At 45.5% G+C, this 12375-nt stretch carries 11 protein-coding genes; 2 read left to right on the forward strand and 9 right to left on the reverse strand.

Annotation, left to right across the window (positions count from 1 at the left end):
- Positions 1–33: 33 nt before the first annotated feature.
- The 5 genes from ACZ5NB_RS02895 to ACZ5NB_RS02915 form a co-directional block, all read right to left on the reverse strand.
- Positions 34–2115: an FAD-dependent oxidoreductase gene (locus ACZ5NB_RS02895; protein WP_460231353.1), complete on the reverse strand. Its 2082-nt coding sequence runs from the start codon at positions 2113–2115 to the stop codon at positions 34–36.
- 305 nt (positions 2116–2420) lie between these two features.
- On the reverse strand, positions 2421–3395 hold the full coding sequence (locus tag ACZ5NB_RS02900; RefSeq protein ID WP_460231354.1) for a 2Fe-2S iron-sulfur cluster-binding protein: 975 nt from the start codon (positions 3393–3395) through the stop codon (positions 2421–2423).
- 78 nt (positions 3396–3473) lie between these two features.
- The gene (locus tag ACZ5NB_RS02905) at positions 3474–3833 is read right to left on the reverse strand and encodes a group I truncated hemoglobin (protein WP_460231355.1); all 360 of its coding nucleotides are present in this window, start codon (positions 3831–3833) and stop codon (positions 3474–3476) included.
- Between the two features lie 355 nt (positions 3834–4188).
- Positions 4189–4569, reverse strand: a complete 381-nt coding sequence (locus ACZ5NB_RS02910) for a GFA family protein (protein WP_460231356.1) — start codon at positions 4567–4569, stop codon at positions 4189–4191.
- 80 nt (positions 4570–4649) lie between these two features.
- Positions 4650–5222, reverse strand: coding sequence for a hypothetical protein (locus ACZ5NB_RS02915; protein WP_460231357.1), 573 nt, complete (start codon positions 5220–5222; stop codon positions 4650–4652).
- A 532-nt stretch (positions 5223–5754) separates the two neighbouring features.
- Between ACZ5NB_RS02915 and ACZ5NB_RS02920 the strand changes: the two genes are divergently transcribed.
- Entirely contained in the window at positions 5755–6393 is a 639-nt protein-coding gene (locus tag ACZ5NB_RS02920) for a TetR/AcrR family transcriptional regulator (RefSeq protein WP_460231358.1), read from the forward strand.
- Here ACZ5NB_RS02920 and ACZ5NB_RS02925 read toward each other — a convergent pair.
- The gene (locus ACZ5NB_RS02925; protein ID WP_460231359.1) at positions 6387–8852 is read right to left on the reverse strand and encodes an EAL domain-containing protein; all 2466 of its coding nucleotides are present in this window, start codon (positions 8850–8852) and stop codon (positions 6387–6389) included. The genes ACZ5NB_RS02920 and ACZ5NB_RS02925 overlap by 7 nt on opposite strands.
- Positions 8839–9531 carry a YfiR family protein gene (locus tag ACZ5NB_RS02930; protein ID WP_460231360.1) on the reverse strand — a complete coding sequence of 231 codons (693 nt, stop codon included), beginning with the start codon at positions 9529–9531 and terminating at the stop codon, positions 8839–8841. Before ACZ5NB_RS02930 ends, ACZ5NB_RS02925 begins: the two co-directional genes overlap by 14 nt.
- Before the next feature lie 302 nt (positions 9532–9833).
- On the opposite strand from ACZ5NB_RS02930, the gene grxC reads away from it, so the two are divergent.
- Positions 9834–10070, forward strand: a complete 237-nt coding sequence (gene grxC / locus ACZ5NB_RS02935) for a glutaredoxin 3 (RefSeq protein WP_460231361.1) — start codon at positions 9834–9836, stop codon at positions 10068–10070.
- A 126-nt stretch (positions 10071–10196) separates the two neighbouring features.
- Here grxC and ACZ5NB_RS02940 read toward each other — a convergent pair whose 3' ends face one another.
- Positions 10197–11117: a DegV family protein gene (locus tag ACZ5NB_RS02940; protein WP_460231362.1), complete on the reverse strand. Its 921-nt coding sequence runs from the start codon at positions 11115–11117 to the stop codon at positions 10197–10199.
- A 61-nt stretch (positions 11118–11178) separates the two neighbouring features.
- Positions 11179–12087, reverse strand: coding sequence for a DUF805 domain-containing protein (locus tag ACZ5NB_RS02945; RefSeq protein WP_460231363.1), 909 nt, complete (start codon positions 12085–12087; stop codon positions 11179–11181).
- Between the last annotated feature and the right edge of the window lie 288 nt (positions 12088–12375).

Genomic DNA, 12375 nt, shown 5'->3' on the forward strand with positions numbered 1-12375 from the left:
TTATTGCCAAACAATGGGTGTTCCTATTAAAAACTAAAAATAGTATGACGATACAATGTGTGCTGTTATGAGCACCGGAAGAGGCCATACCGTTAAAACATGCATCCAAAAACTCAGTTTTCTGAATGTTTGATTGTTAGTTGACACCTTGGTGGAGCTAATAAGTACACCCAATACTGAGCCTATTAGAGCTGCACCCAAAAAATTAATCATCAATAGCTGGTTTAGGTTATCTCCTAGGCTTAACCCTGTATGAGCAAGCAATATCACCAACGCCAGTACACCAAAAATGGCATGGACCAAACGCCAATGGCTAAAATCACCTAAGAACTGCCATCTAAATCGTTTGCGTAATGACAAAATTAGACCGAGAGCAGTAATCCCAAGCAAACTAAATCCGGACACTTGTTTGTAAAATGTGTCCGTCCATAACCAAGATAGTGAAGCCTCTTGAACAGATGTTGGTGCTGGAATACTTGGAAGAAATAGAATTGCAGCAGCAATGGCAAACGCGATAACGCTGCTAAGCATCAGACTTGGTGACGAAAGAAAGCCTGTGCTAGGTAGTTCGACCGCTTCGCCAAGGTCTTGCATGTTTTCGTCGACTAGTGTTTGAAGTAGTGGCTGGCAGCTGCCGCACACTGTGCCAGCATTGCACATACTGCCAACAGCGGCCACAGAGTTGGCTCCTTGAGCGATAGCGCCTTCGATACTGCCTTTGCTGACCTGGTTACATTGGCATACAACGGCGTTAGCGGGCCAGTTGCTGACGTGGTCTTCTTTTTGTGTGAACCAAATATTACCGGTTAAACGAAACCACAGTAGCTGCCATGGAAAGATGAATCGTTCTTGTAGGTAAGCTTCGCGAATACGTTGTAGTTCAGGCCATTCACCGACGCCGCAGGCACCAATAATATGGCCCTTGTAGAAGGCGACACTGCGACTAAACAGGGTCTTACCTTTTTTGGTTTTTGTGCGTTCTATTTGTGAAAGTTTCGGCCTTTTAATAAAGTCAGCAACCAAGCCCAAACTATTGACTTGAGTATCCATTACCTTAAGTTTGGTATAGGGTTGTGTGCCCGAGAAAGTCGCATTACCACCAGCGAGGTTTGTTGCGAGTACAGATGCTTGCTCGAGACCTGGGGCAACGAGGCCAAAAACTTCTTCTTTAAATTCGCTACATTCACCGATGGCATAAACGCAATTTGCAGACGTTTTTAATGTTTCATCAACAATAATGCCGCGATTGAATGCAATACCAGACCGTTGCGCGATGCCAGTGTTGGGCTTTATGCCCGTACATAATACGACAGTGTCACACTCGATAAATTTACCTTGGCGGGTGGTGATGCCGTCGACCCGGATATCGCCATGGACTTTCCGTAAGCCGTCGTTGGTGATGACTTGAATGCCCTGTGCTTTTACTTGTTCGAGCAGCTCTTCTGCCGGACCTTCACTTAGTTGCCTATTCATCAAACGTGGTGCCTGATGAACCAATGTCACTTGCGTGTTATTTCGCTGTAAGCCTTTTGCTGCCTCAAGTCCAAGTAGGCCACCGCCTACGACAACAACATGTCGTGATCGGTTAATGCGAGCGATAAGTCCTTCGGTATCGCGAATATTTCTGAAGGTGTAGACACCGGATAATTCGGTACCGGTAATGTTGGGAATGTGCGGCGACGATCCAGTCGCAAGAATAATATAGTCGTAAGGGTGTTGATTCCCCTGGCTATCAACCGCAATTTTGGATACTGGATTAATGTGGTCAATGGCTGCGGTGACGAAGTCGAGTTGAGAGTCCGGATGACCTTTCTCAGCTTCGTTCACATCCAATGACCAAAATATATCGGGGTAGTGAATGTTACCCGCTAACAGTTGAGTGAGTTTAATGCGGTCGTAAGGCGCGTAAGGTTCATCCCCAAATACTGTAATGCTACAAGGCGCTTTGAAACGCTTACGAATCTCGGTCGCACAACGAGTGCCCACAGGGCCCGCGCCAACAATAATAAATTGCGGCCCATCAAGTATTTTGGCGGGCGCTTTTGGCGGTGTACTTTCCAAAGGATTGCTTTCGTCACTGTTGGAAGTAGGTTTATGTAGTGCTACATCGCTCATGGTGCCGGCTATGGATTTAAATAAGGTGATGACCTAATTGGGTGCGCCCTGGATAAAGTGGCGCCGATAGCTAGATATTTGCAATTCGCTTGCCAAAAACTATTTTTGCGATAATTTTTGCGTTCGTACGACAAAAACATCTGAAGACGCCTAATTTGGGTAGTTCTGGGGAGTGATAGCGAGGTATTTTGTGGTTGCCGGAAGCTCTAAGCTGAAAACCTAGGATAATAGTGCATTATGTTGAAGCGAATTTGATTAATAAGGCTACATAATGGATCGTTTATAGCTGGTTTAGGTGCACACTTTTAATTGCTGATGAAAGGATCCGCATGGATATCGGTTAAGCTTGCTCCATTTAAGAAGCAGATGCGTTGCAATTTTCGCACTAAATCAGGCGCGCCGCATAAAAATACGCACCAATCTTGAAAGCTGCTGTAGCTTTCTTTTATGTAACTGCTGAGTTCATCAGCCTGTTCGAAAGGCCCGCTTGCTGATAAGTCATCCGCCTCTTTCAATATCGGTAAAAATTCAAAATTTGTGTAGGTTGATTGCAGCGCTCGTAGTTCATTAACCAGGTAAAGGCGATTGGCATCACGAGCTCCAATATGCAATTTGATAGGTTGTTGATGGCCACGTTGCAGTGCATCTTTGATAATCCCTATAAGAGGGGCAAGGCCTGTTCCTGTGCCTACTAGCAACAGCGATTTTTCTGACATGTTATCGCCGTAACAACATTCACCGCGTGCAGAGCCAATCTTGAGCGTATCGCCTGGCTTTACTTCATCGTGTAGCCAATGACTCACGATACCGTGTTCGTGCTTTTGGATGTGTAATTCAATGAGATGATCTTCAGGTAGGCTCGCAATTGAATACGGTCTTGTTATTTGATCGGTTTTCCAGATTGAAATAAATTGGCCTGCAATCCACTTCAGTTCATCACTTGCGAGCACTAATTTGAGAACGCCGTTGTTAAACAGTGAATGTTCAATAACGGTAGCGTTGAGTTGATCTTGATGATCAGCAGGTTGGACGAGGATAGGGCTATCGGGTTTCAATTGGCATGCAAGTGCGTAACCTTGTGCTTTTTGAGCTTCACTCAAACCGTCTTGAGATTTAGCGGGGATTTCACCGTCGGTAACCTTCACTAAACACGATTGGCATATTCCGCTGCGACAGCTATTGGGGATGGCTACATTTGCCCGCGTGGCGGCTTCGAGGAGTGACTCGCCTGGTTGATACGCAAGGGGCGTATCGGCATACATGACTTGAATTGATTCCATTACTCATTCGGTTTTCAGTGGTGCTATAAAAAAACAGCGCGAGCTTATAGCTCGCGCTGTCGTTACGTCGTCATAAACTTAGCGGTTCAATACGTCATCGCGAACACTGTTCGCAATAGCCGCGACTTCGGCGATATCAGCTTCGCCAACGCCGAGCTCAGCGAGTGTTGCGCCAAGGTTTTCGATCACGGCATCAACGTGTGTATCGTTTAAACCTTTCATGCCCGCGTGCGCTGCACGCATGTCTTTACCTGTGTATTCGTTAGGGCCGCCAAATACCATGGTTAAAAAGGATTTTTGCTTTGCTGCTTGCGCTGTCATATCCACGCCATCGAAATATTCGCTGATGCGATCATCGGCTAAAACCTTGCGGTAAAAGATATCAACGGCTGCATCGACAGCGGCTGCGCCACCTAGTTTTTCATACAAACTGGCCATAAATGTCGGCTCCCTTAGTTGGAAATCGGTTGGAAATCGAAATGTTGTTAGTCAATTGATCACAACGTGTCAGTTGAGCGTGTTAAACAATTGTGATGTCGGAGACAGAGCAATTGGTGTGCCAGCAAATTAATTACCACTAATTTCAAAGGGTTAAGGCTATTGTGGGGTATTTTGTAGGTCACTTAGGGGGCTTGATGCTCAATGCTAAGGCGTCTTGCAACCTTGGTGCACCACAATGGATTTCTGGTTGAATGCGAATGCATGACTCTTGTGAGCAGTTTCCGTGAGGACTGCACAGCCTGAGAGCGTCATCTGTTGATTGCGCGCCACCTTGGGTTGCAGGGCGTGGTGTTCAGTCTTTGCTAAGGTGTGAGAGGGTGTGACCATGTTCCTCCCAATGCTGGCCATCAAAGGGGGTGATAACAAGTTCGTTGGGCCGGGTGTCTAAACAATTGACGTTTATGTCAATGCCGTCGGGGTTGGATCGGGGAGTGTAAAACGGCTTGATGCCACAGTGTTTACAAAATGTATGCTTAGCGATGCCAGTATTGAATGAGTAGGTCGTAATATCGTCTTGACCTTTGATCAAATGAAAATCGTTCAGTGGAATAATGTAGTGAAGGAAGCCACCTTTTGTGCAAATAGTGCAGTTGCAGTTGATGGCATTTAAGGTCTCAGGTGCCTCTATTGAGAATTGAATCGCCTGACAGTGGCAGCTTCCTTGATAGCGCATGAGTACGGTGAGTGCCTGTTGTTGGCTGGTAAAGGGTGGTTGGTAAGGGTTAGCTGGGAACGGTTAGCTCGTAAGGTCAGTTAATCGCTGGTTTCACTATCGCTGTTGGTCGTCATTAGCGCTTCAGTGACGTCGTAATGCTCAAATAGCGAGGGGTAATGAGTCTGAACAAATTGTGTGGCCGCTTCAATCTGATTTTGGATGCTTAGTTGATGTTGACCCGATTCACCAGATTCCACGGAAATGTCACCTATGTAGTTAATTTTGCCCTCGGTAAGTGTGTATCGATATTGTGCTTGTTCACCTTCAACCAAAGAACCCTTAAGGGTTTTGCCAAAAACCATCTTGCGGCCTTGTGCATCACGCTTACTGTCGTCGATGTTGTAGGGATAGAAGGTGCCCGCGAGGCTCTGCTTGATGAGCACATATTCACCGTTGGCAGGCAGACTGTAATACTCGGCTAAGGATGTTGATATCCTTTCATCTTCCCAGCGCACGAGTGATAGGGTTGCGAATCTTGGGTGGGAATCAGAGTTAAGCTTCACCAATACGAAACTCTCGTCCCCATCTAAGGTGGTTGTGTCGCTTACTGGGCGAGCGATTACGGCGGATGCGATTAATAAGCTAAAACAGCTTAAGATAAAGCGTCGCATATTGTCTCCTGATGACCTTTGGTTTCGAGCGAGTCATATTGCTCGGTACAAACGGACGCCTATCCTATCACGAATCATTCTCCTGTGTGCTCACCAGTGGTGCAGGTTGTTCGTCATTTCAGGCGTGTTAGATCATTGGTGTGGGAAGAGAGTTCGAGCGAATGCCACTGACGCTATCGAGGCTTCGACGTGTTTACTTAAGGCGTTAAAAAAGGTGTTAAAAAAAGTGCCGCAGAGCGGGTTAACCGATACGGCACACAAGGTTGGTCTATGAAAGCGTTTCGCTAATCGACTGACCGAAAACATGGATTGTAATCCCGTCAAGTGACTAGCGATGGATTTTCAGTTTTACTTTGCTCGTCAATTTCTAACAAACGCTAAAGTGACTGCAAAGATCGAGCGGGTGCTTAAATAGAGCAGCTATTTGGCTATCGAACGATTAAGCAGGCTTTTAAAACTGAAACCTTGAAACTGAATACTATTTCGTGGAAACTGGACTAAATATATTGGTTTCCTATGGCGAAATTCTATTATGAAACTGTTAGAAGTCAATACTGACGGGCGCCCGTCATTAGTCAGTAAAATTGCTGATGATGAGCATGCGGAAGTTGCGAAAAGAATCGTGGAGGCCTTTGCTGGCAAGGCTCGCGAGGTAGGTATTAAAACTATATTGCTCTCTGACCTGGCCAAATCTTTGGGTATGAGCAAGAAGACTCTTTACAAATATTTTCCCAGTAAAGAGGCAATTACCTATGAATTGATCGTGCGTTGGGAGCGGCGCGTGAACGAGCCGGTCGTTTTTATTGAAACAGATATCGTTGGTTCGATAAAAGGTTGGGCAAAACGCTGGGTCAATACAGATGCGCAGTTTTGTGTCGCATTTTGGCGTGACCTCAGATCAGAATACCCAGATTTATACAGCCACTATGAAAAAGCATTCAGAGGGCGAGTCGAGATTATAAGGAAGATTATTTCGCCCTACATGAGAGAAGATCTAGCCCAAGATTTTTCTTGGGCAGCTTACCGAGCATTGCTGCGCAGTGCGGCTAGGCCTGAGATGTATCAACGATTGGGCATCAGCCGAGAGGAATGTATTCTAAACGCGGTAGATTTTTGGGTGGTTGCGGCATTAGATAAAGACAAAGTCGATGCTGCAACTAATGCTCAATAGCGTTTACCTTGTCGAGTCTCTTCGAGACGGTGAGCAGACTGTGAATTTGCTAAGCTAGGCGGTAACGCAAGTAATTCTCCAATAGGCATGGGCTTGGCATAAAGGTAGCCCTGTATCATGTAGCAACCTTGCTGTTGAAGAAAATCGCTTTGCTCTTGTGTCTCAACCCCCTCTGCGATAACAACAAAACCTAGCTTCTCCGCCATGGCTAACACCGCCGTCGTAATCGCCACATCATTGTGATTGTGAGGTAGCTCTTCAACGAACGACTTATCGATTTTCAGGTTGTCGATGCTGAAGTTTTTGAGGTAGGACAGTGAAGAGTAGCCTGTGCCAAAATCGTCAATTGAGATTTTAAAGCCTAAGGCATGCAATTTTCTCATGCGAAGCACGGCTTCCGGTACATCTTCCATCAGGATAGATTCGGTGATCTCAAGCTCTATTTCTCCAGCGTTTACATCGAAGTCTGCTATGGTCTTCTTCGCGAAATTGACGAAGTTCTTGCTATAGAATTGGCGGGGCGATAGGTTAATAGAGATACCTTTAATGCCTAAATCAGACAATATAGGTCGGTGTGACGCAATTATTCGACAGGTCTCTCGAAAAACCCAATCGCCTAACTTAACGATTAACCCAGTCTCTTCGGCAACAGGGATAAATCTATCCGGCGCCACAAAGCTGCCATCGTCCAAGCGCCAGCGTAAGAGTGCTTCTGCCCATTCGAAACAATTCGACCGGGTGTTGAACTGCGGTTGAAGATATAGCTCGAATTTATCGCGCAATATCGCTTTTCGTAAATTCGTTTCTAATTGGACTTTTTCTTGAACATAGTTATCGAGCTCCATAGAAAAATGAGCAACGCAATTTCTGCCCATGCTTTTAGCTTTGTAGAGCGCGATGTCTGCGTTGCGAATGAGGTGCTCAGCGCTATTTGCATCTTGTGGAAACCTGGCGACGCCGATTGAGCAGGTTACCTCGATTGCGTGGCGGGAGATGTTGATCGGTTTGGTGACAACATGCAGTATGCGCTGAGTAACAGAATCGATCATTTCCTCTGTGAGCGCAGACTCCAAAAACACAATGAATTCATCACCACCCATCCGAGAAACAACGTCTTCCTCAAAAACTTCGTCCCGCAGACGTTGAGCAACAATCGCAAGCAATCGGTCACCGGAATCATGGCCAAGTGAATCGTTTACGCGTTTGAAATTATCAAGGTCAATCAATAAAACCGCGAGCGGTGTGCTAATTTTCTTTGCAGAGGCCAGTCGAAAATTCAGGTGATCGTTAAAAAACCGACGATTGGGCAAATTGGTTAGAGGGTCGTGAAATGCGAGTTTTTCTAGCTCTATTTGTGCAGACTTTAGCTCGGTAATATCCATAACGGATCCGATGTAGCCCGTGATATCGTCTACTTCGGAGGGATTGTCCGTATCGCTGAGCGGCGCCATATACTCGAGCAGCACTTTTTTGTCGGAATCATTTGGGTGGTTAAACTTGTATTCAATGACTCCTTGTTTGCCTGCCAGAGTTTGCTCGGTAATCAGCTTTTCGTAGCGGCGGCGGTCAGATGGTTCGATATATTGAAAAAACTCTTCTAGCTCACCTGTTTCGCTAACATGCGTGAATTGATGCCACATTCTGTTGGCAAAAATTAAGTTATGTTTCTTGTCACGAAAATAGATGGCGATGGGTGAGTGTTCTGCCAGCGTTCGAAAACGTTGCTCTGATGCTGCTAACTTCCCGTTTTCATCATATAGATTGTCTAATACTTGATTAAACGCTTGGGTTAAATCACCCACTTCATCGTCATTTTCAATGCCCGCTCGTCTCTTAGTTAATGGGTCATCGATGATCTTAAGTGCAACGTGATTGAGTTTGGCCAGTGGTTTAAGTGTATTGCCGAGCAATTTTCTCGCGGCAAAGTAACAAATTAGCGCTGATATACCAAAAATAATAACTTGGGCAATAAGTTCGAGACCTTGTTGTTTTTTTACAAAAGACAGGTTTCCCGTAATGGCTAATTTGCCTATGTAAGCGCCATCATCAAAGATGTCTTTGATAATTAGTATATTGTTTCCCCGAATAGAGTTGTAACCAGAATCTTGTTGTGAAGAAATAGTTTCGCTGCAATCGGCTTGTTGGCTTCCGTCGGCAATATACTGTGTGAAAATTTTATTGTTTGTATTGTATAAACATAGTCGGTCAATATGTGGGTGGAATCTAGCGGCTTCTAGGTTGTGCGTCGCGGCGTTAGGGTCATTAAAGCGTAGCGATGCAATTGAACGGTTGCCTAGAATAATGCCGACGGTTTCTATGTCGTTGCTGAGACGTTGAGTTGATAATCGTGTGCCAATAATTTGTAGGCTAAAAATGCTAAAAATTATACCCATTAAAATACAGATCAGCAGTGCATTTAGGCATTTCGTTAGGATTGATTGTCGCTTACTCTTGGCCATCTTGTATTCCCTTTACTTTGATGGCGTGCGCTAATAAATCTGATCCAAAAGATACTCCAGCTTCCTTGGCAGGTTTAAGGTCAACCTCAAAGCCATTGCGGACAACCACGTTGCCCGGCTTTTGCTCCTCTTCGATTCTTACTATGCGAATGGCTGACGGTATTTTTTGCGAGATGCAGCTATCACAAATTAACAGTGGCGTGTGTAACTCAAAATGTGTTTCGGTTTTTTTTAATTCTTCACCAAATACCAATACATCACATAAAGACCACTGCGTTTCTGAATGTGGTATGACCGATATCGTGTGAGTGTTTATGGTGACGCCGTGAAGCTTGCGAAGTTCATTGGTGGAGCTGGGATTTCCTGCGGTACACAGGTTTAACTTAGGGGTCTCGTTAATTGTATATGCGCTATTATCACGATCCCATTTTACATAGCGAAGTAAATTAATAATGAGGTGCGCGCGTAAGACTTGTTCCTGTACTGCGTTATGTGGAGGTTGGGCTTGAGCTTGGGTATGAGGTGTTGCGATCAGTGCCAGCATCAGTGTTATGCTGATAAGAAATAAATGTTTTATTTCTTTGTTTGGTTTCACTGACTGAGTCCAATTCTTTCGCGGCCGGAGCAGGTGGATCAATAGCTTGTCTTTTGTAATCGTATTGGCAACGGCGCTCTTCATGTTGTGCTGCTGCCTTGACGTATTGTCGGCAACTTCAGCTATCACACTGCACGTGTGGAGCTACATAATGAGGTTGACGGCTTAAAACGAGCCTGTCCACTATCGTGCTGATTGTAACGTACTCGCTCTTTATATGTCCTAACAAATGGCATTAAAATCTGGGAAAAGGCTATCAATATAACTGCTTTGTCTAACCACAACTTGAGTAAGTCAATTATTTGATTAAACTGGCGCGTATAGTTGTATTTGTCGGCGATGGACTTAAGGGTGTATCGTTTTAAATGTTTAAAAGAGAGAAGTTTATGGAACCTGCTTTAGTGTATAGCTCAGATATGTGTGGTTACTGTGTGGCGGCGAAACGTTTGCTGGAGCAGCAAGGCATTCCCTACCAAGAAATAAATGTCAGCAGAGAACCTGCTAAGCGGTTAGAAATGATGGAGCGCAGTGGGCGTCGTACTGTGCCGCAAATCTTTTTCGGTGATGAACATATCGGTGGGTTTACTGATTTGCAGGCTTATTTTGCTAAGCAGCGCGGCTAGGTTGCGCCGATAATAGTCGAGCATGACAGAGTGGCATAAGCATCGCGTGATGCCTGTGATATCTTTAGCTCAGGGGTCACACTTAACCGTGCCCCTGGATTGTGCCCCTGAATATTGTCTAAAGTCTTAGCTCCATTCTTGAGGTTCGGCTGCTAATGCCAATGAAAGAGAGCCGGGGCTTGTATAGATTCCTGCAGCTAGGCTTGCCACCGTCGGCACCAACATCAGTTTTTTCGCTGCAGCTTTCTCACTCAATGCTTTATAACCCGGCAATTCTTTTAGCTCGCTAAGTGGCCCTGCGTAAGTGACGGTAATGATGGGGCTATACAAACCGGACTCAATGCATTTGCTTGCGTGCGAAAACAAGGCCTGTGCTGCTTTATTAAAGCCGCGAATTTTTGCGGGTGAATGGGTGGAGTCGTTAACGTTACACACAATAGGGTGGATGCCAAGTGTATCAGCAATAAAAGCCTGGCTTGTGCTAACGCTATTTTCGTTACGGGTCTTCGAGCGCTTTTGTGCGATGCGGACCTCTTTGGGCAATATAAACGTGTGAATTTTTTCGGATAGCTTGTCCATCTTGCGACGTACTGCGTCATCACTTTTTTCTTTTAGTAGACGTCTAATAGTTTCAATCGCCATCAATCCCTGTCCGGCAAACGCTGTGCGACTATCCATGATTCGCACAGTGACCGATTTGTCGGTTAACTTCTTATTTACCCTGGCGAGAGCGGCGTTGGCATTGCTGTAGGTTTCTCCTTGGGTTCGGTTAACCGTTTGTACAATAATTCTATTGTAGCCTTCTTCAATTTTTTTGAGTATGGCGTTTTCAAAGTCATCTACTGTGGGAGGGGTGGTGTAGACGTCATTTTTTCGATTAAAGGCATTCGAGGTAAATAATTCTGAAGCTGCTTTTTCATCACATGGATCGGTTTGCGTATCGCCATTGACGGTGTAGGTTAGTGGTACAAATGATATGTTGTACTTTTTACACACCGAGCCAGGAAGGCTTCCTGCGGAATCGATAATGATTGCTGTTTTAGACATAATTTACCTGCCCTGTCTTGGGTGATTATGGTTATTCCGTTTTTAAAATTTGTTTGTCTGGTTACTGGCAGTTCGTTGGCCGGTATTCGGTAGCTAAGCTGCCACCACTACAGTCCCATTCAATATACCCGTCATTGTTAACGAGTGGTCTAAATACCAGTGTCTCACCCATAATTGAGTCAGCTTCTTTGCTGAATGAGACTGTGATAATTCCGCCTGTAGTGATATCAATTGATTCGAGGTATGGCGAGCTCACCTTGTAGTGATGTCCGATATCAGCATTTTGTGCGGGAAAGTCTTGGTTTTCGATAGCGTAGGCTTCGACTCTTTCCTTAAGATCTGCTGTATAGGACATGGCTTCGGCAACAGGTATTTCATGAGTGCCGTTCGAGCGGAAGTCAATACCGCGATCTTCAAAGCCTGTTTGTGCCTGTTCAACGTAGCCTTGGTAGGCGGGTATAGCGACAGCCGCTAGGACTCCAATGATCACCAACAGGCTTAAAATAGGTGCAGCTAAACCGAAAACCCAGACAGCGGTTGTGTTGGGCACCGTTTGCAACCCGTAGCTATTCGAGCCTTGCGTACCGCGACCAAAAATTAAAAATAGAATTACGGCGAAATTAATGAAGGGTAATAGTAGCAGTAGCGATAACCATCCACTTCGATCCATATCGTTCAAGCGGCGTTTCGCCATCCCAAACGTGCCGACAAAGGAAATGATGTAGCCGAGTATAATTAAGAGGCCAGCGACAGGGCCAATTTCTCCGGTGCCAGCGAAGGCGGCTGCGCCTGCGATAACCCCAGCGATAGCAATAGGCAGCATAGAAATAATGCCCCACGCCCAGCTGTAAGCTAGATAGCGTAGGCGACCGATGCGGCCTTTCATGGTGAAGATTTTGGGTTGGTAGTCTGATTCTAAGCCAACGCCGCTTTGTCCTTGGGGGGTAGTGTAGGGGTTTACGCTGCTCATGGGTGGCATCCTTTCTCATCACTGCGGCAATAACATCATACATCGCTTGGTCGGCTACTGGGCGTGTTGCGATGTGGTGCGTTACGAGGTTAATAATGTTACGGGCTTGTTTGGAATTCGCCAATTATGGATATGGAGAATTGGGATGATTATTACGCCGTTTGTCGTTTAGCTGCGTATTCGGCGCGATCACTAGCGTAATTTTAGTCAAACTTTCGTGATATGGAGCATGGGCTTTAGCCAGCTAAAGCGCTCATTGTCTAGGAGATTTAGCTCCCTGACGTGTTC

The sequence above is a fragment of the Aurantivibrio plasticivorans genome, from assembly GCF_055392955.1.

Bases quoted from the DNA above. Each gene is read 5' to 3' on its own strand.
- ACZ5NB_RS02900 (WP_460231354.1), bottom strand. From the start codon at position 3,395: ATGGAATCAATTCAAGTCATGTATGCCGATACGCCCCTTGCGTATCAA.
- ACZ5NB_RS02940 (WP_460231362.1), bottom strand. From the start codon at position 11,117: ATGTCTAAAACAGCAATCATTATCGATTCCGCAGGAAGCCTTCCTGGC.
- ACZ5NB_RS02895 (WP_460231353.1), bottom strand. From the start codon at position 2,115: ATGAGCGATGTAGCACTACATAAACCTACTTCCAACAGTGACGAAAGC.
- ACZ5NB_RS02920 (WP_460231358.1), top strand. From the start codon at position 5,755: ATGAAACTGTTAGAAGTCAATACTGACGGGCGCCCGTCATTAGTCAGT.
- ACZ5NB_RS02930 (WP_460231360.1), bottom strand. From the start codon at position 9,531: ATGAAGAGCGCCGTTGCCAATACGATTACAAAAGACAAGCTATTGATC.
- ACZ5NB_RS02915 (WP_460231357.1), bottom strand. From the start codon at position 5,222: ATGCGACGCTTTATCTTAAGCTGTTTTAGCTTATTAATCGCATCCGCC.
- ACZ5NB_RS02945 (WP_460231363.1), bottom strand. From the start codon at position 12,087: ATGAGCAGCGTAAACCCCTACACTACCCCCCAAGGACAAAGCGGCGTT.
- ACZ5NB_RS02910 (WP_460231356.1), bottom strand. From the start codon at position 4,569: ATGCGCTATCAAGGAAGCTGCCACTGTCAGGCGATTCAATTCTCAATA.
- grxC (WP_460231361.1), top strand. From the start codon at position 9,834: ATGGAACCTGCTTTAGTGTATAGCTCAGATATGTGTGGTTACTGTGTG.
- ACZ5NB_RS02925 (WP_460231359.1), bottom strand. From the start codon at position 8,852: ATGGCCAAGAGTAAGCGACAATCAATCCTAACGAAATGCCTAAATGCA.
- ACZ5NB_RS02905 (WP_460231355.1), bottom strand. From the start codon at position 3,833: ATGGCCAGTTTGTATGAAAAACTAGGTGGCGCAGCCGCTGTCGATGCA.